General features: G+C 66.5%; 29 protein-coding genes and 1 tRNA gene. 11 read left to right on the top strand and 19 right to left on the bottom strand.

Annotated features, from left to right (window positions below):
- Positions 1-18 precede the first annotated feature (18 nt).
- Both ABD727_RS10675 and ABD727_RS10670 read left to right on the top strand, forming a co-directional pair.
- Positions 19-651: a tyrosine-type recombinase/integrase gene (locus ABD727_RS10675; RefSeq protein WP_168068286.1), complete on the top strand. Its 633-nt coding sequence runs from the start codon at positions 19-21 to the stop codon at positions 649-651.
- Between the two features lie 265 nt (positions 652-916).
- Complete coding sequence (locus tag ABD727_RS10670; protein WP_192585814.1) at positions 917-1,129, top strand: hypothetical protein; 213 nt, start codon at positions 917-919, stop codon at positions 1,127-1,129.
- Positions 1,130-1,446: 317 nt separating this feature from the next.
- On the opposite strand, the gene ABD727_RS10665 is transcribed toward ABD727_RS10670, so the two are convergent.
- Both ABD727_RS10665 and ABD727_RS10660 read right to left on the bottom strand, forming a co-directional pair.
- Positions 1,447-1,671 carry a GDCCVxC domain-containing (seleno)protein gene (locus ABD727_RS10665; RefSeq protein ID WP_168068288.1) on the bottom strand — a complete coding sequence of 75 codons (225 nt, stop codon included), beginning with the start codon at positions 1,669-1,671 and terminating at the stop codon, positions 1,447-1,449.
- Positions 1,671-1,997 carry a hypothetical protein gene (locus ABD727_RS10660; protein WP_245197906.1) on the bottom strand — a complete coding sequence of 109 codons (327 nt, stop codon included), beginning with the start codon at positions 1,995-1,997 and terminating at the stop codon, positions 1,671-1,673. The genes ABD727_RS10665 and ABD727_RS10660 overlap by 1 nt, the downstream gene beginning before the upstream one ends.
- A 158-nt stretch (positions 1,998-2,155) precedes the next feature.
- Here ABD727_RS10660 and ABD727_RS10655 point away from each other — a divergent pair, with 158 nt between their 5' ends.
- Positions 2,156-2,563 carry a MerR family transcriptional regulator gene (locus tag ABD727_RS10655; RefSeq protein WP_168068289.1) on the top strand — a complete coding sequence of 136 codons (408 nt, stop codon included), beginning with the start codon at positions 2,156-2,158 and terminating at the stop codon, positions 2,561-2,563.
- A 47-nt stretch (positions 2,564-2,610) separates the two neighbouring features.
- On the opposite strand, the gene ABD727_RS10650 is transcribed toward ABD727_RS10655, so the two are convergent.
- Together ABD727_RS10650 and ABD727_RS10645 are read right to left on the bottom strand one after the other, a co-directional pair.
- Positions 2,611-3,951 carry a dihydrolipoyl dehydrogenase family protein gene (locus tag ABD727_RS10650; RefSeq protein WP_168068290.1) on the bottom strand — a complete coding sequence of 447 codons (1,341 nt, stop codon included), beginning with the start codon at positions 3,949-3,951 and terminating at the stop codon, positions 2,611-2,613.
- Between the two features lie 276 nt (positions 3,952-4,227).
- A tRNA-Arg gene (locus ABD727_RS10645) sits at positions 4,228-4,304 on the bottom strand.
- A gap of 99 nt (positions 4,305-4,403) precedes the next feature.
- Here ABD727_RS10645 and ABD727_RS10640 point away from each other — a divergent pair.
- Positions 4,404-4,610 carry a hypothetical protein gene (locus tag ABD727_RS10640; protein ID WP_344707387.1) on the top strand — a complete coding sequence of 69 codons (207 nt, stop codon included), beginning with the start codon at positions 4,404-4,406 and terminating at the stop codon, positions 4,608-4,610.
- Positions 4,611-4,619: 9 nt separating this feature from the next.
- Here ABD727_RS10640 and purQ read toward each other — a convergent pair whose 3' ends face one another.
- Both purQ and purS read right to left on the bottom strand, forming a co-directional pair.
- Positions 4,620-5,291, bottom strand: a complete 672-nt coding sequence (gene purQ / locus ABD727_RS10635; RefSeq protein ID WP_344707386.1) for a phosphoribosylformylglycinamidine synthase subunit PurQ — start codon at positions 5,289-5,291, stop codon at positions 4,620-4,622.
- Entirely contained in the window at positions 5,291-5,524 is a 234-nt protein-coding gene (purS, locus tag ABD727_RS10630) for a phosphoribosylformylglycinamidine synthase subunit PurS (RefSeq protein ID WP_344707385.1), read from the bottom strand. Before purS ends, purQ begins: the two co-directional genes overlap by 1 nt.
- Positions 5,525-5,648: 124 nt before the next feature.
- Here purS and ABD727_RS10625 point away from each other — a divergent pair, with 124 nt between their 5' ends.
- On the top strand, positions 5,649-5,798 hold the full coding sequence (locus ABD727_RS10625) for a hypothetical protein (RefSeq protein WP_344707384.1): 150 nt from the start codon (positions 5,649-5,651) through the stop codon (positions 5,796-5,798).
- Here the strand turns inward: ABD727_RS10625 and ABD727_RS10620 are convergent.
- From ABD727_RS10620 to ABD727_RS10605, 4 genes are all read right to left on the bottom strand, one after another.
- On the bottom strand, positions 5,795-6,700 hold the full coding sequence (locus tag ABD727_RS10620) for an NAD-dependent epimerase/dehydratase family protein (RefSeq protein ID WP_344707383.1): 906 nt from the start codon (positions 6,698-6,700) through the stop codon (positions 5,795-5,797). The genes ABD727_RS10625 and ABD727_RS10620 overlap by 4 nt on opposite strands.
- Positions 6,697-7,743, bottom strand: coding sequence for a GTPase ObgE (gene obgE, locus ABD727_RS10615; RefSeq protein WP_344707382.1), 1,047 nt, complete (start codon positions 7,741-7,743; stop codon positions 6,697-6,699). The genes ABD727_RS10620 and obgE overlap by 4 nt, the downstream gene beginning before the upstream one ends.
- Positions 7,744-7,800: 57 nt before the next feature.
- Positions 7,801-8,208, bottom strand: a complete 408-nt coding sequence (locus ABD727_RS10610) for a DUF6356 family protein (RefSeq protein WP_344707381.1) — start codon at positions 8,206-8,208, stop codon at positions 7,801-7,803.
- Positions 8,209-8,284: 76 nt separating this feature from the next.
- The gene (locus ABD727_RS10605) at positions 8,285-9,049 is read right to left on the bottom strand and encodes a sulfite exporter TauE/SafE family protein (RefSeq protein ID WP_425566812.1); all 765 of its coding nucleotides are present in this window, start codon (positions 9,047-9,049) and stop codon (positions 8,285-8,287) included.
- Between the two features lie 148 nt (positions 9,050-9,197).
- On the opposite strand from ABD727_RS10605, the gene epsC reads away from it, so the two are divergent.
- Positions 9,198-9,884 carry a serine O-acetyltransferase EpsC gene (epsC, locus tag ABD727_RS10600; RefSeq protein WP_344707379.1) on the top strand — a complete coding sequence of 229 codons (687 nt, stop codon included), beginning with the start codon at positions 9,198-9,200 and terminating at the stop codon, positions 9,882-9,884.
- Positions 9,881-10,225, top strand: coding sequence for a DUF2794 domain-containing protein (locus ABD727_RS10595; protein ID WP_344707378.1), 345 nt, complete (start codon positions 9,881-9,883; stop codon positions 10,223-10,225). The genes epsC and ABD727_RS10595 overlap by 4 nt, the downstream gene beginning before the upstream one ends.
- On the opposite strand, the gene ABD727_RS10590 is transcribed toward ABD727_RS10595, so the two are convergent.
- Together ABD727_RS10590 and ABD727_RS10585 are read right to left on the bottom strand one after the other, a co-directional pair.
- Positions 10,206-11,300 (bottom strand): hypothetical protein, encoded by a 1,095-nt coding sequence (locus tag ABD727_RS10590; protein ID WP_344707377.1) that lies wholly within the window; start codon positions 11,298-11,300, stop codon positions 10,206-10,208. The genes ABD727_RS10595 and ABD727_RS10590 overlap by 20 nt on opposite strands.
- 91 nt (positions 11,301-11,391) lie before the next feature.
- On the bottom strand, positions 11,392-11,697 hold the full coding sequence (locus tag ABD727_RS10585; RefSeq protein ID WP_344707376.1) for a glycine zipper 2TM domain-containing protein: 306 nt from the start codon (positions 11,695-11,697) through the stop codon (positions 11,392-11,394).
- A 150-nt stretch (positions 11,698-11,847) separates the two neighbouring features.
- Here ABD727_RS10585 and ABD727_RS10580 point away from each other — a divergent pair, with 150 nt between their 5' ends.
- Positions 11,848-12,438: an SOS response-associated peptidase gene (locus tag ABD727_RS10580; protein ID WP_344707375.1), complete on the top strand. Its 591-nt coding sequence runs from the start codon at positions 11,848-11,850 to the stop codon at positions 12,436-12,438.
- 19 nt (positions 12,439-12,457) lie between these two features.
- Complete coding sequence (locus tag ABD727_RS10575) at positions 12,458-12,811, top strand: hypothetical protein (RefSeq protein WP_344707374.1); 354 nt, start codon at positions 12,458-12,460, stop codon at positions 12,809-12,811.
- Between the two features lie 3 nt (positions 12,812-12,814).
- On the opposite strand, the gene rsmD is transcribed toward ABD727_RS10575, so the two are convergent.
- From rsmD to ABD727_RS10560, 3 genes are all read right to left on the bottom strand, one after another.
- A complete protein-coding gene (rsmD, locus tag ABD727_RS10570) occupies positions 12,815-13,354 on the bottom strand; it encodes a 16S rRNA (guanine(966)-N(2))-methyltransferase RsmD (protein ID WP_344707373.1) in 540 nt (179 codons plus the stop codon).
- Positions 13,355-13,400: 46 nt separating this feature from the next.
- Entirely contained in the window at positions 13,401-14,219 is an 819-nt protein-coding gene (locus ABD727_RS10565; protein ID WP_344707372.1) for a TraB/GumN family protein, read from the bottom strand.
- Between the two features lie 85 nt (positions 14,220-14,304).
- Entirely contained in the window at positions 14,305-15,201 is an 897-nt protein-coding gene (locus ABD727_RS10560; protein WP_344707371.1) for a TraB/GumN family protein, read from the bottom strand.
- An 83-nt stretch (positions 15,202-15,284) separates the two neighbouring features.
- Between ABD727_RS10560 and ABD727_RS10555 the strand changes: the two genes are divergently transcribed.
- Together ABD727_RS10555 and glyS are read left to right on the top strand one after the other, a co-directional pair.
- A complete protein-coding gene (locus ABD727_RS10555) occupies positions 15,285-16,175 on the top strand; it encodes a glycine--tRNA ligase subunit alpha (RefSeq protein WP_344707370.1) in 891 nt (296 codons plus the stop codon).
- Positions 16,176-16,279: 104 nt separating this feature from the next.
- Positions 16,280-18,346, top strand: coding sequence for a glycine--tRNA ligase subunit beta (gene glyS / locus ABD727_RS10550; RefSeq protein WP_425566811.1), 2,067 nt, complete (start codon positions 16,280-16,282; stop codon positions 18,344-18,346).
- A gap of 39 nt (positions 18,347-18,385) precedes the next feature.
- On the opposite strand, the gene ABD727_RS10545 is transcribed toward glyS, so the two are convergent.
- From ABD727_RS10545 to ABD727_RS10530, 4 genes are all read right to left on the bottom strand, one after another.
- Positions 18,386-18,769, bottom strand: coding sequence for a hypothetical protein (locus tag ABD727_RS10545; protein ID WP_344707369.1), 384 nt, complete (start codon positions 18,767-18,769; stop codon positions 18,386-18,388).
- Positions 18,770-18,874: 105 nt separating this feature from the next.
- Complete coding sequence (locus ABD727_RS10540; protein WP_344707368.1) at positions 18,875-19,876, bottom strand: type II secretion system F family protein; 1,002 nt, start codon at positions 19,874-19,876, stop codon at positions 18,875-18,877.
- A gap of 13 nt (positions 19,877-19,889) precedes the next feature.
- On the bottom strand, positions 19,890-20,864 hold the full coding sequence (locus tag ABD727_RS10535) for a type II secretion system F family protein (protein WP_344707367.1): 975 nt from the start codon (positions 20,862-20,864) through the stop codon (positions 19,890-19,892).
- A gap of 41 nt (positions 20,865-20,905) precedes the next feature.
- The gene (locus tag ABD727_RS10530) at positions 20,906-22,186 is read right to left on the bottom strand and encodes a CpaE/TadZ family protein (protein ID WP_344707366.1); all 1,281 of its coding nucleotides are present in this window, start codon (positions 22,184-22,186) and stop codon (positions 20,906-20,908) included.

Raw genomic sequence — 22,186 nt, 5'->3', positions numbered from 1 at the left:
GGCCAGAGGAGATGAAGCATGGGACATGCAATCTACGATCCCGGTCAGGAAGACCGCCCCGCGTGGAATGTTGGCCGTAAGCTAGGTGCAAAGCGCCCACTCCTGCCCAAGCAGGTCTGGGCAGTGCGCTTCTTCCTTGAGCAGGAACACCGGCTACGCGATCGCGCGCTCTTTGACCTGGCGATCGACAGCAAGCTTCGCGGTTGTGACCTCGTGAAGATCAAGATCGATGAGCTGGTCAGTGGAGCCCGCATTCGCCAGCGAGCAATCATTGTCCAGCAGAAGACTGGTCGCCCAGTGCAGTTCGAGCTTTTGGAACCTGCTCGGACCAGCTTGCTCCAGTGGCTTGAACGACGTGGTGGCTCGCTCGAGGAGTACGTCTTTCCCAGCCGCGTTGATCGGCTCGCGCATATGAGCACCCGCCAGTATGCTCGCCTGGTTGACGAATGGGTGACAGCCATAGGTTTGCGCCGGGAAGACTACGGCACCCACTCGCTCCGCCGCACAAACGCAGCTCTCATCTACAAGCAGACAGGCAATCTGCGCGCCGTGCAGATCCTACTCGGGCACACTAAGATCGAAACCACTGTCCGATACCTTGGAGTCGAAGTCGAAGATGCTTTGGCGCTTTCTGAGGCAACTGAGATCTGAGATGGACGGTGGGCTGGTTCACCAGCCCACCGTTTCGGTGCATCGAAACGTCTACGCATCCTGTTGAAGAGCGGAAATCGCGCAGGAAGAAGGCTGCATTGCGCTCGGTTATCCAGCAAAATGCCATTTTTGCCCATTTGCATGATAACCCCGCAAAAAACTGCCATTTTTGCAACTGCATTTGGTCAGCAACGGCAACACAGAAGCAAAGTGGAAGGGGGGGGGTGCGAGCGATTCTGCTACGCCGCAAGCATGCTCAGCGCATGTGATTGCGGATCTCGAACCGACCCAAGCTAAGATCGAAGCCGCTGAAAAGGCTATTCCGCCGTTGCAGTTCGGCGGCGCTTACCTTGCCTTCTGCGAGGTCACGCTCATCCTGATCGCGGGCCAGCTGCTTATCGCGAATGCGCTTATTAGGATCGAAGGAACGGCCAGACATGGCTCCTATGTAGCGGCGAAGGGCATCTCGCGTCATTGACGACCGTCTGTGGCCGTCAGCGGTCCTTCCGCTTGGCGAGCGCAGTCGAAAGCGGACCTTGCCTTCCGCGCCTTTCAGATACGCTACCACCTTCGCCCAGCGCACAGCCTGTTCAGGTGAGGACTGACCCTCGTCCCCGCGATCTGAACGCCTGCGAAGGCGCGCATAAAGCTGTTCGATCCTCGCGGCTACACCGGGAGGGCCGCCAAGGAGGAGGCCGATCGGCGCGCCGGCCGCGCCGGCCCGCTCTGGCTGAAGAACCTGTTCATCCGCAGCTGATCAGGTCGCTACGCACGGTCAGAATCGCCTGCCGAGGCTCAGCCTGAACAGCAGGAAGAACTGGCGCCCGTCTCCCGAGCTTCCTGGATCGGGGGACAAGGCACGTCTGCATAGGAACAGAAGACGCAACAGTCCCCTTTGAGCGGGCGGAGCACCTCGCCACAATGCTTGCAGTCATAGAAAAATTGGCATGCGTCTGTGGGCATCGTCTCCGTGGAAACTCCGCCGCACTTCGGACAGGTGAGGGTCGAGCTCAGCTGCATCACGCGCCTCCGAGCATCCGCATGAGCGGCGCCTCTATGAAACCCCAGCACGCCGAGATCGTCACGAAAACGGTCGCCACGGAGAGGAGAATGAAGGTGCTCTTCGCCGGCGGCGGTGTCATGCAGGTGGCATCCCGCGCGCACGCTTGGCGCTTGCGGAGATGCACGATCCATCCTGCGGCGACCGCGACAATCGCGGCGATCGTCAGAGGCCAGTGGAATGGCACGAAGGACGAAAGGCCGGCCGAACCGACGCCGATTGCCGCAAGCCCGAGCGGCAGGATGCAACAGGCAGCCGCTGAGAACAGGGCTGCAAGGCTCGCCATGGTCCCCAGCGCTGCCACGCCCCGATCCGCGTTCGTCCTAATGGCCGAGCCGTCATCGACCCCCGGGCGCATCGTGTGTTCCGTACTCAAGGTTTCTTCTCCAAGCCGATTCCCTGCTATATGCATCCTGTAGTCACTACAGGATCAAGCGACATCTGATGGCGAGTTTCACGATCGGCCAGCTCTCCCGCAGGACGGGCGTGAACATCGAGACGATACGCTACTTCGAAAAGGTGGGACTGGTGGCGTCCCCGCCCCGCACCGAGGGCGGTCACCGGATCTATGGTGACGACCATCTGCGGGCGCTGGGGTTCATCCGGCGAGCCCGCGAACTTGGTTTTACTCCGGACGAGGTGCGCGGGATCCTCGCCCTTGGGGGCCCGACTGACGCATGTTGCGACGAGGTGCGGGAGATCGCCTCGCAACATCTTGCGATTGTGCGCCGCAAAATGGTGGATCTCGCGCGCTTGGAGGAGCTGCTCGCCTCGGCCATAAACCGCTGCTCTGGCGATCACGTGCCCCACTGCGCCGTCATCGATATGATCGAGCAAGAGCCGGCGGGTTGATCCACAGGACGTAGCGCGACGCGGTCACGTCCATTCCCCTTGGGGCGTCAGAGCATGTAGCCGATGTCTGAGGCCCCAGTGGGGTAGGCGAACATCGTCGACTTCAGGTCGTCGGCAGTAAGCCCATGTCGGATAGCGAGGCCGAACAGGTTGATTACCTCATCGGCATGGGGCCCCACCAAATGTGCACCCAAGATCCGCCCCGTTCCTTCCTCGACAAGCGCCTTGTAGCCATAGACTTGCTCCGCAACACGCCTCGCGGTGTACCAATCCGAAGTCCTCTCTGTCTTCAGCTGGAAGCGCAGGCCCGCCTCACGCGCTTGCGCTTCGGTGACGCCGACGGAGGCGATCGGCGGCAGGGTGAATGCGACGCTCGGAACGCCAGCGTAGTTGGGCGTGCTGTGGTTGCCGTCCAGGAGGTTCGCCGCGACCACCTTCGCATCGTGACTCGAGACGGGGGTTAGCGGCGGGCCCCACTGAGCGGCGTCGCCGGCGGCGTACACCGATGGATTGCTGACGCTCTGCAGATACTCGTTCAAAAGGAGACGGCCGCTCTCTGCCGCCACTCCACCGGCCGGGAGGTCCAACTGCTCCAAAGCAGGCGTGCGGCCGGCCGCGTGCACCACCAGGTCAGCGTGCACGGCGCCGCTCTCGTCTCCGACCCGGGTGTGTACGATGAACGATCCTCCGTTCTCCTCGATAGCTATGACTTCGGTGTTGGTGCGCACATTCACGCCGATGGTTTCGAACGCTTCCATCAGCCAGCCGACGAGTTCCGGCTCGAACTGTGGCAGGAGACGCGGACCGCGCTGCAGGATGGTGACGGCGGCGCCTGCTCGAGCAGCGATGTGGGAGAATTCGGCAGCAATGTAGCCGCCGCCCACGAGGACGATACGGTCCGGCAGCCGCTCCAGCTGGAGGAAGCCCTCGTTGTCGATGAGATGTTCTTCGCCTGATATTCCGAGATGCATTGGCTTTGCACCCGAGGCGATCACGACGTGGCGAGCTTGAACCTCTGTGTCGTTGATCGCGAGGGTGTTAGGACCGACGAACCGCGCGCGGCTACGAAAGGTGGCGATACCCTTATCGTCGTACCGCTGCTGATGCTTCTCCGGGATCGGGTCGGTGAACGTCCGTTTGAAGCGGATCAGCTCCGCCCAATCAATGTGTATCTTCCCGGCGACGCCGTGTCCCTGCACCCGCCGCTGCGCGTCGACCACCTCGACACCGGCAACGAGCATCTTCTTCGGGTCACAGCCTCGTAAGGCGCAGGTACCGCCGAATGGCTTCTCATCGACGATCGCGACGCTCCACCCCGCAGCGCGGACACGAAAGGCGGCGACCATGGCAGCGGTCCCCGAGCCGATGATTACGAGATCGAAGTTCATGTCAGATCCTCCAGCACCCGAACGAAGCTGGAGTGGCTACGGGTTTCAGGCTTACTCAAGCCGCGCCTCGGTAGCGTCGGCTTAAAGGAGCGTTCGAGAGCCTCTGCTACGTCGCACATGGGCGCGAAGCCGCCGCTTGGACCCGCATTAACGGACGTCCGTTATCCGCAATCCTCACCCAAGACCTGCCGTTCCGTTTCCCACCAGAGATCACCGCTAAAAGAGGCGCAAGCGCTTGCAACAGAGGCGCAAGTATACTGCAGCCTCACACGTGAATGGCGCGCCCGGCAGGACTCGAACCTGCGACCACGAGCTTAGAAGGCACGTGCTCTATCCAGCTGAGCTACGGGCGCCCGCTGCTGCGCTAGTGCCGCGAGCCGCAACGCTCAAGCATTCATCCGCTGTTAACGGCGGAAAGGGTGTGTTATGCGCACAAGACAGGGGTGTCGACGATGCGTGTTCATTTGGTGGGTGCAGGACTGTTGCTGATGCTGTCGGCAACGACGGCGCAGGCTGCGACGGTGGTGATCATCACCGATCCAATGACGCTCGAGCGCAGGACGATGGTGCTCGACACCAAGGGACCCGACCGGGTGCTGCTCTGTGCCATGCCGCCGGCAATGAGCGGCTGCCGCGACGTGACCCCGCGTCGCCGCTGAACGAACTCCTCAGGCGCTCTGGAGCGCGCCCAGCAGGCTTTCGAACAGCCGCCGTCCATCCTCATTGCCATGCGCCGCCTCGGCCGCCCGCTCGGGGTGCGGCATCATTCCGAGCACATTGCCGCCGGCGTTGACGATCCCGGCGATGTCGTTGGCCGAACCGTTGACCGTGCAGGCATAACGGAAGGCGACTCGACCCTCGCCTTCGAGCCGGGCGAGCGTCTCGGCGTCGGCCTGATAGTTGCCGTCATGGTGCGCGACCGGGATCGTGATCGCCTCGCCCGCTTCATAGCCGCTGGTGAAGAGGGTCTGGTTGTTGACCACCGTCAGATCGGCGTCCTTGCAGACGAAGGTGAGGTTGGCGTTGCGCATCAGCGCGCCGGGCAGGAGACCGGCCTCGGTCAGCACCTGGAAGCCGTTGCAGATGCCGAGAACCGGCGTGCCGCGCGACGCTGCCTCGACCACCGCGGTCATGATCGGCGATCGCGCAGCCATCGCCCCCGAGCGGAGATAGTCGCCGTAGGAAAAGCCGCCGGGCACTCCGATCAGGTCGATGCCATCGGGGAGGGCGGTCTCGCGATGCCAGACCATCTCGGGCGCCTGGCCGGTGACCCGCTCCAGCGCGACGGCGAGGTCCCGGTCGCAGTTCGATCCGGGGAAGACCAGCACCGCGCTCCGCATCAGCCGAGCCGCTCGATCTTGAAGTTCTCGATGACGGTGTTGGCGAGGAGCTTGCGGCACATCTCCTCGATGGCCGAATCCTCGACACCGTCGGCAAGGTCGAGTTCGATCAGCTTGCCCGCGCGGACGTCGTTGATGCCCGGGAAGCCAAGCCCCTCCAGCGCATGGTGGATCGCCTTCCCCTGCGGGTCGAGCACGCCCGACTTGAGGGTCACAAGCACCCGCGCCTTCATCATCTCACCCCGTGCTGCCGTCGATGGCGGGCCTATGACCCGAGTGCGGCTCGGCGGCAAGCTTTACCCCATCTTCACCAATGCTGGGCGACAATGCGGGCGAGCGTCGAAAAGGGAAGGTCGCATGTCCTATCTAGCCACAGGTATCTTCGTGGCCCTCTTCATGGTGGGGCCGACCTATTTCGGTTGGAGCGATCCGTCGGGGAAGATCTCGATCACCCTGATGACCTGCTTCCTGCTGGGCGCCGTCGCCGGCTACAAGGCCAACGGCTAGAGCCAGCCCATCCGGCAGTACCAGTCGGCGGTCTGCTCGAGCCCTTCCTCAGTCTTGATCGCGGGCTGCCACAAGGTCGCAGGCGGGCGATTGTCCGCACTTGCCGTCCAGTCGGGATGGCAGAAATAGGCCGCGCGATCGTGGGTCAGCTTGGCCTTGCTCCCCCTCAGCCAGCGATCGACGCTCGCTCCCATTCGAATGAGTCCGGCCGGTATGGCTAGTGCCAGCGCGCGGCGGTCTTGTGCCGAAGCGAGGGCCGCGGCGAATTCACGATGGCTCCAGCCGCCCTCGCGGCCATCGTCGGGCTCGTAGACGATCCGGCTCGGCGCTTCGGGGGCGCACAGCGCCAGCAGCAGCCGCGACAGGTCATCGGCGTGGATCAGGCTCAGTCGCCCGGCCGGTGGAAGTGGCACCAGACCGAGACGCGCGGCCTTGAACAGCTCCAGCGTCTCGCGGTCGCCGGGGCCGTAGACCGCCGGCGGTCGGACGATCGCCCAGTCGAGGCCGCTGCTCTTCACCAGTTCCTCGGCCCGGGCCTTGCTCGCGCCATAGTTGGACAGGGCGGATTCCCGCGCCGCCAGGCTCGATACGTGGACAAAGCGCCGCAGCCCGGCCGAGGTAGCCGCTGCCAGCACGGCCAGGGTGCCGGTCACGTTCCCCGCCTCGAAGCCCGCCAGGTCGGGCGCGCTGATCACGCCCGCGACATGGATGAGCGCATCGGCCTCGTCGACCAGCCGCTGCAGCGCCTGCCGGTTGTCGAGCGCGCCCTGCACCCAGGTCACGCCATGCCGCTCGCCCTGAGAACGGCGGGTCAGGGCGATGACCTCGTGCCCCTGCGCGACCGCCATGGTCAGGAGGCGGCCGCCGACGAAGCCCGTGGCTCCGGTGATCGCCAGCTTCACAGCGGCGACCAGGCCTTGTCGGAGGGTGTCTCGACCTCGTCGTCGGTCTCGACCGGCGCGTCGATCCGCTCGGCCAGCGCGTCGAGCACGGCTTCCAGCCCGATCCCGCCAGCGGCGGACAGCGCCATCACCTTGCACCCGCATTCCTGCTCGAGCTCGGCAGTGAGCGCCTCGATCAGCTCGGCATCGATCGTGTCGACCTTGTTGAGGGCGACGACCAGCGCCTTGTCCTCGAGGCCCGCGCCGTAGGCGACGAGCTCGTCGCGGACGACCCGGTAGCTGGTCGCGACATCCTCGTCGTTGCAGTCGACGAGGTGCAGCAGCACCTTGGTACGCTCGATATGGCCGAGGAAGCGGTCGCCGATGCCGGCCCCGTCCGCCGCGCCTTCGATCAGGCCCGGAATGTCCGCCACGACGAACTCGCGCCCGCGATGGCTGACGACGCCGAGCTGTGGGCGAAGCGTGGTGAAGGCATAGGCGCCGACCTTGGCATCGGCGTTGGTGACCGCATTGATGAAGGTCGACTTGCCGGCGTTCGGAAGGCCGACGAGGCCGACGTCGGCGAGCAGCTTGAGCCGCAGCCAGACATACATTTCCTCGCCATCCCAGCCCTTCTGGTGCTGACGCGGAGCGCGATTGGTCGAGGTCTTGTAGCTGGCGTTGCCGCGGCCGCCGTCGCCGCCTTCGAGAAAGACGATCCGCTCGCCTTCCTTGGTCAGGTCGGCGAGGACGCTGCGATCCTCGTCGTCGGCGAGGATCTGGGTTCCGACCGGCACCTTGATGACCAGGTCTTCGCCGCCGGCACCGGTCCTATTGGAGCCTGCTCCGCCCTTGCCGCGCGGGGCCCTGAAGTGCTGGGTGTAGCGGAAGTCGATCAGCGTGTTGAGGCCGTGCACCGCCTCGAAGACGATGTCGCCGCCCTTGCCGCCGTTGCCGCCGTCGGGGCCGCCATATTCGATGTATTTTTCGCGCCGGAAGGAGACCGCGCCGGGGCCGCCTGCGCCCGAACGGACGAAGATCTTGGCCTGGTCGAGGAAATGCATGAGCGCGCCCTTACCCGTCTCCCGCCCGAAAGGCCACTCGCGAGCCCCGGCTTCGGTCTAGGACCTGCCAAGCGCCTCCCATCCGGCAAGCTCGCGGTCGGACAGAAGATAGGCGAGCGGAAGGGCGAGGAGCAGCACTGCAACGACCAGCGTGGGGAGGGATGAACCGCCGGCAAGCGAAAAGCCGCCAACGAAGACCAGTGCGGCGCCCATCAGCCCGGTGAAGACCAGCACGCCTTCACCCTTGCGCTGCACATCGGCAAGCGCGCTCCGATCGCGGAACAGGTCCTGGAGCATCGCGACCGTGCGGCTGCAGGTCTTCTCGCACAAGGCGGGGACGATCGCATGGACAAGACAGCCAAGACCGGCACCGATCGCCAGGGCTGCGACGGTCAGCGCGAACCTCATATGCTGGAAGTAGCTCTCCCCGGCCTCGTCGAGGTGGCGGCGGCTCTGCTCGAACATGCGTGTCAGCTCCTCACCGCGAAATTAGATGGCTGCAGGAGTTGGACAAGCCGGTTCGTCGCGGTGCCGAGACAGTTCAGCCGAGCAGGCGCCACAATCCCCAGCCGCTGGTCGCGGTCAGCACTCCACCGACCAACACCAGCAACTTGTCCGCCTCGACACGCTTGGCGACCACGGCGCCCAGCGGCGCGGCGACCACGCCGCCGATCAGCAGGCCGACGATGGCCACGCTGAACGCCTCCCAGCCGAGGGTCAGCAGGAAGGTCGCCGAGATGGTCAGGGTCAGGAAGAATTCGGCGGTGTTGACGGTGCCGATGGTGTAGCGCGGCTCGCTTCCCTGGACCATCAGGTTGGAGGTGACGATCGGGCCCCACCCGCCGCCGCCCGCCGCATCGAGGAAGCCGCCAACGAGCCCCAGTGGCGCGACCACCTTGGGGGTCTTGACGACATGCCGGTGGGTCCAGCCGCGCCAGAACAGGTAGAAGCCGAGAAGCAGCAGGTAGCCGAGCACGAAGGGCCGCGCCGCGTCGGCATGGATGTTGCTCAGCACATAGGCGCCGAGCACGCCACCGACCACACCGGGCAGCACGATCCGGGCGAACAGCCGCCAGTCGACGTTGCGGTGCGCGACATGGCTGATCGCGCTGATCCCGGTCGTGAAGGTCTCGGCGGTGTGGACGCCGGCGCTGGCCACGGCAGGCGGGACCCCCAGTCCCACCAGCAGGGTCGAGCTGATCGTGCCATAGGCCATGCCGAGCGCGCCATCGACCAGCTGCGCTGCAAAGCCGATCAGGATGAAGGGGAGGAGCACCGACGGATCGGCGGCTAGCTCGGCAATGATGGCGTGCGGCTCCCCCGGTTGCAGGCGCGTCCCCATGCCGTGCCCGGCGGTCCAAGGAAAGGGCGCAAGTCCGCCCCTCCTTTGCAACCACGCCGGGAAGACATACATTCGTGCCCAGTCGCCAACATAGCACAAAGGGGATGGGGGCTTGGCTTTTGCCCTCCTCGACTATCTCGACAGCGTGAAGGAGCGCGATCCCGCGGCGCGCAGCCGCTGGGACGTCGTGCTCTATCCGGGCGCGTGGGCGCTGCTCTACCACAAGGTCGCGCACTGGCTTTGGGTCGGCCGGCTCTACTGGCTGGCGCGGCTGGTGAACCACATCAGCCGCTTCCTGACCGGGATCGACATCCATCCCGGCGCGACGATCGGCAAGAACTTCTTCATCGACCATGGCTTCACCGTCATCGGCGAGACCGCGACGATCGGCGACAACGTCACCATCTACCAGAATGTGACGCTCGGCGGGACCAATCCATCTACGGGGGTCGGCGGCAAGCGCCACCCGACGCTCGAGGACAATGTCGTGATCGGATCAGGGGCGCAGGTTCTTGGCCCGATCACCATCGGCGAGGGCGGCCGAGTCGGGGCCAATTCGGTGGTCACCAAGGAAGTGCTTCCGAGGACCACCGTGGTCGGCATCCCGGCGCGTCCGGTCCCGGTCGACCTCGTCCACTACAGCCCGGGCTTCATCCCCTACGGCACGCCGTGCGGCGAGGATATCGATCCGCTGCGTGCCCGTCTCACGACGCTGGAGGAGGAGCTCGACGAGCTTCGGGCCGAGCTTCGCCAGCTCAAGTCGCGCGGGCAGCCAAGTCCGGAGAGCCGCAGCGCGTGAGCAGTGTCACTCCTTTTCCGGTGCGTATCGACCGGAAAGCCGTCGCCGCCTTTGACCGACAGGAGCTGCAGCGCATCCTCGACCTCTACGGACGAATGGTCGCGGCCGGTCACTGGCGCGACTATGCGATGCAGTTCGCCCCCGACCTTGCCAGCTTCGCGGCCTTCCGCCGCTCGGCCGAGCGGCCCGAGATCCGCATCGAAAAACGCCCCTCGCTTCGGCAGAAGCAAGGGGCGTGGGCACTGGTCGGTGAACATGGCGCCGTCCTCAAGCGGGGCCAGGAGCTTCAGGGCGTCCTGGCTCCGCTCGAGCGGCGACTGATCAAGCTGGTGTCGGACTGAGCTGCGGCAGGTAGCCGCGAAGCCCGCCGGGAAGCCGGCCGACGATCGCCGCCCGGGCCTGGTGCCAGAAGGCCGACAGCAGCAGCAGGGCCGAGCCGATCACCAGCGCCGTCAGCGCGATGTTGAGGCTGACCGCGCCGAACTGCTCGAACAGCTCGTTCAAGGCGTAGAGGACGTACGCCAGGGCCGAGACCAGCAGCGCACGGCGGTCGATCGCCAGCGCGGTGATGCCGAGTGCGATATAGATGGCGATGACCACCAGCCCCTCGCCGATCGTCGCGTCGCCATCGTTGAGGCCGAGCAGCGTGAAGACCGGATGGACGATCATCGGTGCCGCCAGCAGGTGGAGCCAGAAGGCGACGTCCGAGCGGCGGGTGACCCGCGCCGGATCCGAGCTGTCCCAGCGCATCGCGTAGAGGAACACGCCGATTCCGAGCAGAAGCACGGTGCCGAGCACGATGTCGGTGATCCCGTCGGTGTTGCCGACCGCGCTGGCGATCAGCGCGACGACGATCCCGGCGACCGAGGCCGCACCGGCGGCGACGGTGATCGGCACGCGGAACGTGCGCCAGTGGATGAAGGCCGCGACCGCACCCGCGAGGGCTGCGACGGCACCGACCATTCCGGCCAGCCAGCCCGGCTCGTCACCCTCGAAGCGGGCCTCGCCGATTGCGAGGACCATGGTGAAGCCGGTGGCCGAGACCACTCCGAGCACGAAGGCGAGCAGGAGCAGGATCGAGGGCAGGGCCATCCGCCGCCGGGCGGTGAAGAAGAGGGCGAGGCCCCAGGCCGTCGCCGCGATCAGCGCGGGGGCAAGCGGCGAGGGGCCGTCGCCTTCGATCTGGAAGCCGATGTTCGAGCCGATGCTCTGCCCGATCCAGCCGACCGCGAAGAGCAGGATGGCGGCGGCGATCGAAACGAAGATGTCGTTGAAGCCGGTGATGAGCCGGAACTGCTCCTCGTCGACCGCGGGCGAGCTCCGCTGGTTGTCGACGAAGCCGCGCAAGGCGGTGGCGGCTTCGGGCGTGATCGCCCCTGCCGCGACCGCGTCGTCGAGATCATTCTGGCTGTACATGACAACACCTCCCTGTTGCCGCGAAGGCTACAGGGAGGTGTCCTATTGTGTCAATACACTAAGCTGCACCCTCCGGAGAGGGCATCAGCGCCTAGCGGCAGCGATAGCGCTTGCGGCTACGCTCGACCTCGCGGCCGATCAGCGCACCGGCGGCGGCACCGACCAGCGTGCCGGTCACGCGGCTTCCGCGGGTGTCGATCGCCCGGCCGATCAGCGCACCGCCGGCAGCGCCGACGATGAGGCCGGTGGTGCCATTGGGCTTCTTGCAGCGCAGGCGGCCCTGCCCGTCGTACCAGGTCTTGCCCTGGTAATAGGTCTGGCGGGCCTCCGCCTGGGTCGGCATGGCCACCGCTGCAACCATCGTCGTGGCGGCAAGCGCCAGCATCATGTTCCGCATCGTCTTCTCCTGTTTTTGTCTGCGGGATCGCTGTCCATGTCTTTGGGCGTTACAACCTGAACGGGCTCGCAACGCTTCGCGGAGTAAATCGGATATGAACCCGTTAACGATGAACCGTTCGGCGTGCTTTGGTGAGGCGAGCTGAGTTCGATGTGCAATCTTTACTCAATGACGGCGAGCGTCGACGAAATCCGGCGGGTATTCGGATCGTTTGCCGGTGATACCGCCAATTTACCTCCCTTTGAGGAGATCTACCCGGGAAAGCCCGCGCCCATTCTCCGCCGCGACGAAGGCGGCGGCTTGCGCATGGACGTCATGGAATGGGGCTTTCCGGGGCCGGTTGCCGCCAAGGGCCGGCCGGTGACCAACATCCGCAACCTCGCCAGCCCGTTCTGGAGGAGCGCGCTCAACCGGCCTGACCGCCGCTGCGTCGTCCCGGTCACCCGCTTCTGCGAGTGGGAGGGGGAGAAGGGCGCCAAGCGCAAGGTCTGGTTCGGCCTTCACGACCATCAGGAGCCTTTGTTCGGATTCGCGGGCCTCTGGCGTCCGGGCGAGGCGGGGGTGGGCTACATGGCCTTCCTCACCTGCGAGCCCAACTCCGTGGTCGGCGCGGTCCATCCGAAGGCCATGCCGGTCATGCTCCGCCCCACCGACGTGCCGCGCTGGCTCGACTCGGAGGCGGCCACGGCTTGCGAACTTGCAGTGCCCTACGCCGATGCCGATATGCGACGTCTGCCTTAGAGGAACAGGGGAATAAGCGATGGCCAAGGACAAGAAGGAAAAGAAGCCTCGCAAGGGCGATCAGCCGCATCCGGACAAGCCCAAGAAGGCGAAGAAGGCCAAGGCCGAGAAGGCTTCCGAGCTGCGCGCACATCCGCTCGAGGCGCTGGGCAAGCTTGCCGATCACCCCCTGGTCTCCGAACTGCTCGCTGTCGGAGCGCTCGCCGCAGTCGCCGCGGTCGCCGAGGCGGGCACCCGGGACCCTACCGCCGTCAAGTCGGCCGAGGCGGTGAAGAAGGCCGGCAAGGCCGCCGCCGCCGCGATCGGGGCACGAGTGCTGAAGGAATTCAGCTCGGCAAAGTCGACCACGAAGGCCGTCGTCGAGAAGAAGTAGAGGTCAGGCCGGCGCGCGGAGCAACGTGATCCGCGCCCGGCCGACATCGCGCTCGGCATCGAGCTCGAACCCGCCCGGCGCGACTGCATCGCCACGCTCGGTCTCGATCGCCAGCCAGCCGCCGGGTGCCAGCCAACCGGCCATTTCGACAGCTTCCCGGACCTTCGTCCCCGACCCGCTTTCGTAGGGTGGATCGGCAAGGACCAGGTCGAACGGGCGGGAGGGCACGGGCAGGCGCAGGGCCGAATGCGCCGCGAGCCTGATCTCAGCGCCGAGCAGCGCGGCGTTGCGCTCGATGACCTTGCGCGCCTGGGGGTCGGTCTCGACCAGCGTCGCCTGGACGGCGCCACGCGACATCGCCTCGAGCGCGAGCGCGCCGCTCCCGGCGAAGAGGTCGGCGACCTCCATGCCCTCGAAGCTTCCGAGCCGGCTCACCAGCATCGAGAACAGGGTTTCACGGGTGCGGTCGGCGGTGGGGCGGGTGCCGAGCCCCGGCGGCGCCTCCAGCCTGCGGCCCCGCCATTGGCCGGCGATGATCCTCATGCGCGTCGCCTAGCAGCGACGAGCGGCAAGGTCAGCAGGTGAGCGGTCAGTTGATCCGCGCGCTGTGGATCCCGGCTTGCGAAAGCCGCGCCTGGACGCTGTCCGGGCCGACCAGATGTCCCGTTCCCACTGCGACGAAGACCACGCCCGGCCGGTCGAGCCTCCGCCCGATCCAGCGCGCCCACGCCGCGTTGCGCTCGCTGAACAGGCGGCGATAGGCTTCGGGCGACTGGATCTTGACGGTGTCCACCACCGTTTCGACCGGGCCGGCGTCGCCCCGGTTCCAGCTCTCGACCATGTGCCGGAGGAATGGCGCAAGCGCGTCCTTCGCCGGCGGGCTGGACACGGCCGCGGCCGGGATCGCGGGGCGAGTTGGTCCGGGAAGCGCCTGGTACATGCGTAGCTGCTCGTCGAAGCTCTCGAGGCCGATCACCGGCTTCGCCGCAGCGTCGGCGGCCCTCGCCAGCACAAGGTCGGCACCGAGCTGAACGCTGAGGCCCGCCGCCCGGGCCGTGTCGATCGTCCTGTGCGCGACCGCAAGGCCGCTGCCCGGCGCCACCGCCACCCTCGGCAGCTCGGTCGGGACGATCGTCTCGAGTACCAGCTCGTCGGAGCGCTCGAAAGCCAGCCTCACGGCGTGGTCGAACCAGTGGGCGCGCCCATCGTGGGTGTGGATCGTCCCGAACAGGAAGATGGTCGTGTCGGCGTCTCCGACCACCCACAGCGCCGGCCGGGCACAATGGGCTTCGTCATGCACCGGCATGTCCGAAGCGGCGGCGCTCGCCGGCGGCGCGTGCCACAAGGCCAGCGCCGCGCATGCGCCCGATAGTCCGCGGACGCACCGCGCCGCCAGGCCCTTCACCATCTCGCGACCCCCCAGCCGCCCTTTGTCGGAAGGGAGTGTGAGTCAGCCGCAAGACACTGTCAACGAGCTGGAATGCGGAAAGCTCTTACTGGACGCGAGTGACCTTGAGGCCACGCTTCATGAGCATGGTCTGGAGCGAATCCGAGCCCGCCAGGTGCCCGGCACCGACGGCCACCATCACTTCGCCCGGCTGGCTCATGCGCTGCTCGATCCAGCGTGCCCAATTGGCGTTGCGGCGCTTCAGGAGCACCTCGCGAAGCGCCGGATCGGCCCCCATGTCGGCGTTGAAGGTACGCGCGATCGCATCGACGTCGCCGCGTGCCCAGGCCGCGAGCATCGCGTCGAACTGGACCTTGACCGCCTCGGGCCGCTCGATCGCGCCTTCCAGAAGGCTGCGCTGCGCCGCCTCGGGCAGGACGTCGAAGAAGCCGAGCTGCTCGGCATTGGTCTCAAGCTCGCCGATCGGCTTTCCCGCCGCCGTGAAGCTCTTCTTGAGCACCGTCTCGACCCCGTCCTCCTGGCTCAGCGACATGCCGCGGAACTGGGTTCCGAGCAGGGTGAAGGCAGCTGCCCAAGTCTCCATGCGATTGAGCGCAACCGCCGGAACGCCGCTCTTGGCGATCGCCGTGGCAAGCGCCGCGCGTTTTGCCGGAGCGACCCGCTGCTCGACTGGGGGCAGGTTGGGGCTGAGCGCGAGCCGCATCATCGTGCCGGCGAGCGCGCCCGGATTGGCCTCGTCGATCCGGGTCTCGACGACCAGGCTCTGACTGCGCTGGGTCGCCGCGTCGAACGCGGGGCTGCGCCAGGCATAGTCCTTCGGCAGGAGGTGGATCGTCCCGAACAGATAGATGGTCGTGTCCTTGTCGGCGACCTTCCACAGCGCCGGTTTGGGATTGGCCGGTGCACGGGCCTCGACCGCGGTTCCGCCAAACCCGAGCAGGCCAAGCGCGGCAAGCCCCTTCTTCCACCAGCCCACCGCCATTCACATTCTCCACTCGTCCACAGCTCTCCTGCATGTAGGGTGCGGCTTGCTCCCCTGCCACCCCGGCGCTTAAAGCCGCGCGCATGAGCTTCCCCCCTCCTGCCGGCGCCGCGCCGCTTGCCTTTCAGGACCTGATCCTGACCCTTCACCATTACTGGTCGGAGCGCGGCTGCCTGATCCTCCAGCCCTATGACATGGAGATGGGAGCGGGGACCTTCCATCCGGCGACGGTGCTTCGCGCGCTCGGGCCCGATCCGTGGAAGTGCGCCTATGTGCAGCCCTGCCGCCGCCCGACCGACGGCCGCTATGGCGAGAACCCCAACCGGCTCGGCGCTTATTACCAGTATCAGGTCATGCTCAAGCCGAGCCCGCCCGACCTCCAGCAGCTCTATCTCGACAGCCTGGTCGCGATCGGGATCGACACGAGCGCGCACGATATCCGCTTCGTCGAGGACGATTGGGAAAGCCCGACGCTCGGCGCCTGGGGCCTCGGCTGGGAAGTCTGGTGCGACGGGATGGAGGTGACCCAGTTCACCTATTTCCAGCAGGTCGGCGGCTTCGACTGCACCCCGGTCGCGGGCGAGCTCACCTACGGGCTCGAGCGGCTCGCCATGTATATCCAGGGTGTCGACAACGTCTTCGACCTCAAGTTCAATAAGGAAGGCGTGACCTACGGCGACGTCTTCCTCTCGAACGAACGCCAGATGAGCGAGTGGAACTTCGAGGTTGCCGGGACCGAGCGGCTGTTCGATGCCTTCCGCAAGGCCGCCGAGGAGTGCCAGAACAGCCTCGACGCCAAGCTCGCCATTCCCGCCTACGAGCAGGCGATCAAGGCCAGCCACATCTTCAACACGTTGCAGGCGCGCGGGGTGATCTCGGTCGCCGAGCGCCAGGCCTACATCGGCCGGGTCCGCGACCTCGCCAAGGCGTCCTGCGCGACCTGGCTCGAGAACCGCCAGGAGAAGGCTTCGTGAGCACTCCCTCGACCCGCGAGCATGCGCCGCTCGATGCCGTGCCCACCGAGCGCACCGCCGCCGACTTCCTCCTTGAACTTCGCTCCGAGGAGATCCCGGCGCGGATGCAGGCCAAGGCTCGCAACGACCTCGCCCGATTGTTCGCCGAGGAGCTTGCCAAGACCGGCCTCGAGGCCGACGCGATTGAGACGTTCGCGACCCCGCGCCGCCTCGGCCTGATCGCGCGCGGCCTTCCGCTCGCTACTGCCGCCGTGTCCGAAGAGTTGAAGGGCCCGCGCTCGTCCGCGCCGCCGCAAGCGCTCGAGGGCTTCCTCCGCAAGACCGGCCTTGCCAGGGAGCAACTCGTCGAGCGCGACGGCGTCTTCTTCGCGGTGATCGACAAGCCGGGACAGGCCACCGCTGAGGTGCTCGGCCCGATCGTCGAGCGGATTGTTCGCACCTTCCCATGGCCCAAGTCGATGCGCTGGGGCTCGGCTTCGGCGAGCACCGCCTCGCTGCGCTGGGTACGACCGCTGCAGGGCATCGTCGCCTTGCTCGGCGACGCGATCGTTCCTGTCGAGATCGACGGCGTCGCGGCGGGTGCGACCACGCTCGGCCACCGCTTCCATCATCCCGGTCCGATCACCCTCGGCGGCGCGTCCGACTATGCCGAGAAGCTGCGTGCCTGCCATGTCATCGTCGATCCCGACGAGCGCGCAGCGATCATCCGCGACCGCGCGCAGGCGCTCGCCGCCGAAGCCGGGCTGACGCTGGTCGAGGACGAGGGGCTGGTCGCCGAGAATGCCGGCCTGACCGAATGGCCGGTGCCGCTGCTCGGCCGCTTCGATCCCGATTATCTAGATGTCCCGCCCGAGGTCATCCAGCTCACCGCGCGGACCAATCAGAAGTATTTCGTGCTCAAGGACGACAGCGGCGCGCTCGCTCCGGCCTTCATCTGCACCGCCAACATCGAGGCCAGCGACGGCGGCGCGGCGATCGTCGCCGGCAACCAGCGCGTGCTTGCCGCGCGCCTCTCCGACGCCCGCTTCTTCTGGGAGCAGGACCTCAAGATTCCGCTCGACGAACAGGCGCAGAAGCTCTCGGGCATCGTCTTCCACGAGAAGCTCGGCACCGTCGCCGAACGCGTGACCCGCATCGCCGACCTCGCCGAGTGGCTGGCGATCGAGGCCGTCGTCCCGAACTGCGATCCCGATCACGCCCGCCGCGCGGCGGAGCTCTGCAAGGCCGACCTCGTCACCGGCATGGTCGGCGAATTCCCCGAACTGCAGGGCCTGATCGGCGGCTACCTCGCCGAAGCCCAGGGCGAACCCAAGGCCGTCGCCGACGCGATCCGCGACCATTACAAGCCGGTCGGGCAGGGCGACGAGGTGCCGACCGCGCCGGTCACTGTCGCCGTCGCGCTTGCGGAGAAGCTCGACACGCTGCGCCAATTCTTCGGCGCGGGCATGCCACCGACGGGCAGCAAGGATCCGTTCGCGCTGCGCCGGGCGGCGCTCGGAGTCATCCAGATCGTCGCGGCGAATGCCCTCCGGCTGCCAATCGCGTCAGGGGAGTTGCTCGACTTCTTCGCCGATCGGCTCAAGGTCCAGCAGCGCGAGGCGGGTGCTCGCCACGACCTGATCGACGCGGTCTTCGCGCTCGGCGGCGAGGACGACCTTGTCCGCCTGCTCGCCCGGGTCACCGCGCTCCAGTCCTTCGTCGAGGGGCCCGACGGGGCCAACCTCCTCGCCGGCTACAAGCGCGCGGCGAACATCCTCAAGAAGGAGAATTGGGACCTGCCGCGCGTGCTCGCCTCACCCGGCGAGCAGGCGATCCCGCAGACCGGCGAGGAGGATCCGCTGGTCGAGGTCGATCAGGCACCCGAGCTCGCCGCTTCGATCGCGAGCCAGGCGCAGGGCTCCGACTTGCCGGCCGACGCCCCTGCGGCAGAGCGCGCGCTGGTGATGGTGCTCCACGAAGCCGAGCCGCGTGCGACCCGGGCGGTTGAGGACGAGGACTTCGCCGCGGCGATGGCGGCGCTCGCCAGCCTGCGCGGACCGATCGACGCCTTCTTCGAGGATGTCACGGTCAACGATCCCGATAGCGAGGTCCGCCGCCGCCGCCTCAACCTCCTCGCCCGCTTCAAAAATGCGGTGCACGGCGTGGCGGACTTTTCGAAGATCGAAGGCTGAGAAAAACCCCCTCCCGCAAGGCGGAAGGGGGTTAGTCACTTACCGCCGGTCGCCGTCGAGCGGGCGGCGATCGTAGTTGTCGGGAACGCCGTCGCGGTCGAGATCGCGGCGCTCGCCGCCGATGTCGTCGGGGTGGCGATCACGAAGCCGGTCCTCGACATAGGGCTCCGAGCGCATCGCCGGACGGTCGCGGAGCGCGGCCTCGCGGCGGGCGTCCTGGTCGCGCCAGTCCTTCTCCTGCGCGGTCCAGTGCGCTTCACGTTCCTTGTGCTTATCCTCCAGCGCCTTGCGGGTGGTCACCTCGTCATTGTAGCGGTTCTTCCACTTGCGGCGCCCGCCGCTGGTCAGCCACATGCCGATCAGCAGGCCGAGCACGAAGACCAGCCCGATGATAACCCACTGGTCGGTGGTGAAAATGGTCATGACCCTGTTTCCGTCCTTGTCGCGTATCCGTAACGACCAATACGAGAAAGGGCGGCCGATGGTTCCCCATGGCCGCCCTCCTTTGCGTCTCGCCTGAGCGAAGCCTCAGCTTCCGCCGCCGCCGATCATGCTGTCGCTGATCGAGCAGGCCGCCGGCCCGAGAATGACCACGAACAGCACCGGAAGGATGAACAGGATCAGCGGGACCGTCATGATCGCCGGAAGCCGCGCCGCCTTCTCCTCGGCACGCATCATCCGCTCGTTGCGGAATTCGGCCGATAGGACGCGCAGCGCCGAGGCGAGCGGCGTGCCGTACTTCTCGGTCTGAATCATGGTGGTGACCACCCCGCGGACCGCCTCGAGGTCGACCCGGTTGGCGAGGTTCTCGAACGCCTGGCGACGCTCATTGAGGAAGCCGAGCTCGATCGCGGTCAGGCCGAACTCGTCACCGAGCTCCGGATAGGCCTTGCCGAGTTCCTTGGCGACGCGGCCGAAGGCGGCATCGACCGTCAGGCCGGCCTCGGCGCAGATGACCAGGAGGTCGAGCGCGTCGGGAAGGCCCTTGCGGATCGCGTTGCTGCGCTTGGTGATCCGGTTCTTGAGCCACAGGTCGGGCGCCTTGTAGCTGAGGATCAGCGTCATCGCGACCAGCGCATATTTCTTGATCGCGCCCCACTCCGGGAAGGCGTCGAAGACATAGACGGCCAAGATGGCGATGGTGCCGAGGACGACCGGCATGATCAGCCGGCCGAAGATGATGAAGAAGGCGAGATCCTTGGTCCGGATGCCGGCCTGCAGAAGCTTCTTCTGGATGTCCTGGAGCTGGCTGTCCTGGACCATGCGGAAGCTCGACAGCAGCCCGCGCACCTTGTCGGCCGCCTCGCTCTTGTTCGAGATCTTCTTGCGCTTGTTGGTCGAGGCGACGATGCCGGCCTTGAGCTGCTCGCGCCGCTCGTTGAGCGCCTTGACGCGGCGCGCCATCGGATCGCGGACGGTGGTCGCGGCGTAGATGGCGATGAGCACCGCCATGGTCGCGACCGCGGTCAGCAGGGTGGCGACCCAGATGACATCGACGCCGAGGAGGGTGGGCCCGGAAGCGGGTTGCATGTCGAAATGCTCCTCAGATCTCGAAGTTGATCATCTTGGCCATGATGGCCACGCCGATGCTCATCCAGACGAGCGCACCCAGGCCCGCGAAGATCAGCCGCTCTTCGCTGAAGAAGCCGCCCATGTAGGCCGGGTTGAGCAGGTAGACGAGCGTGAACACGATGAAGGGGAGGGCGCCGACGATCATCGCCGAAGCCTTGCCTTCCGAGCTCATCGCCTTGATCTTGAGCTTCATCTGCGCGCGCTTGCGAAGCACGTCGGCAAGGTTGCCGAGCGTTTCCGCGAGATTGCCGCCGGTCTCGCGCTGGATCGCGAGGGTGATGACGAAGAACTGGAACTCGGGCGTTCCGAGACGGTCGGCAGTATCCTGGAGCGAAGCCTCCATGGTCCGACCGATCTTCATCTTGTCGCTGACCTGGCGGAATTCGAAGCCGACCGGGCCGGGCACCTCGCCCGAGACGATGCCGAGGGTCTCGGTGATCGGGAGACCCGAACGAAGGCCGCGCACCATCAGTTCGATCGCATCGGGGAAGTTGGCGTTGAACGCCGCGATGCGCTTGTTGATCAGCCGGCTGATCACCAGGTGCGGCAACCCGAGGCCGAGGAACAGGCCGAGCAGGATCGCCAGGGTCCACGGCAGCCCCTGCAGCATCATGAAGAAGGCCACGACTACGAACACGCCGATGCAGGCCATCATGTAGCGGCCAAGCGTGATCGGCTTGCCCGTCCGGTCGAGTCGCTGACGCATCACGGCCGGCTTTGGCACCAGCGTCGAGGCCCAGCTTTCGACCCGGCTGTTCCGGTTGGCGAACAGCTTGCGGATCTGGGCGTTGGCCGAGGCCGCGAGGGTCCCTTCCGCATGCCGCTCGCGGATCAGCTCGAGCCGGCGCTTGGTCGACTTGGCCGCGCTGGGGCCGGACAGGCCGACCACCAGCAGGACCAGGGTGCCGAGCATTCCGAAGCCAAGCAGCAGGAGCGACAGGGACATGGTTGTTCCTCAGACTTTGCGGAAGGGAAGGGCGGGCGCGATCAGGCGGCCGCCGCGACCTTGGGCTGCTTGGCAAGCATCGACTTGAGGCTGTCCACCAGGTTCTTGCTGCCTGCCGTGGCGGCCGGCTTGGGCGCTTCGCCCGCACCATCCTCGGTGGCATGGCTCAGCACCATGTTGCACAGCTGGGTATAAGGCGCGGCCGACTTGCCGCCGGCGACTTCCGCCACCGGCTTGCCGAGCTTGGCGGCCTGCGCCGTGATCTTGCCTTCCTCGCCGAACACGATGTCGACCTTGCGCTCGATCGACTGCTCGAAGTCCTTGCGGCTGATTTCCAGTGCGCCGCCCGAGGGAACGCGGTTGGCAACCACGATGACCTTGGTCTGCGGCGCATTGCTCTTGAGCCAGGCGAGGATCCGGATGGTGTCGCGGGTCGCCGCCAGCGTCAGCTCGCTGACCACCACTGCGACATGCGCGTCGTGAACCATGTGAGGATACTGGATCAGCATGTGCCGAGGGAGGTCGAGCACGGTCGATTCGAACGCAGTCCGCATTTCTTCCTGGAGCTGGAAGAAGGCGGTCCCGTCGGTGACCAGCGGCTGGTTGATCGGCGCCTCGGCCGACAGCACGCTGAGCCGCTCGTTGGCGCGAACCATCGCCCGCTCGATGAACAGCCCGTCGATGCGGCTCGGATTCTCGATCGCGTCGGTGAGGCCGCGGCCCGGCTCGAGGTCGAGCGCCAGCGCACCGGTGCCGAAGTGGATGTCGAGGTCGAGCAGCGCGGTCGAACGATGCGCCCGAGCGCCCAGCATCCAGGCGAGGCTGGTCGCCACCGTCGAGGCGCCGACTCCGCCACGCACGCCGACGACCGCCGCCATGATGTGCGGCTTGTCGGCCTGCGCCTCGCCACGCGGCCCGGACAGGATCATCTGGGCGTTGGCGAAGGTGTCACGCAGCTGGTCGACGTTGAACGGCTTGAGCAGATAGTCGTGGATCCCGCTCGCCAGAAGGTCGCGGTACAGGCGGACGTCGTTGACGGCACCGGCTGCGATCACGATCGTGCCGGGCTCGCAGACTTCCGCAAGCGCGTTGATGTCGTTCAGCGGGTCGGCCGATTCCGACAAGTCGACGAACAGGATGTTCGGCGAGGCCGAGACCGACAGCGACTGGACCGCATTGCGAAGTCCACCCTTGTTGACCTTCTCGGGGCTCCAGCCATGCTCGACCGCGACCGGGCGGAGCATGTCGGCGGTGGCATCGTCGCAGACGAAGGCCGTGAACGGATCGCGCAGTCCTGCGCGGGCCTGGAACGGGGCGTTCAT

Source organism: Sphingomonas swuensis (genome assembly GCF_039538045.1).
GTDB lineage: Bacteria > Pseudomonadota > Alphaproteobacteria > Sphingomonadales > Sphingomonadaceae > Sphingomicrobium > Sphingomicrobium swuense.
Note: the sequence above shows the minus strand (reverse complement) of the source record. Positions and strands in the feature narration are given on the sequence as shown.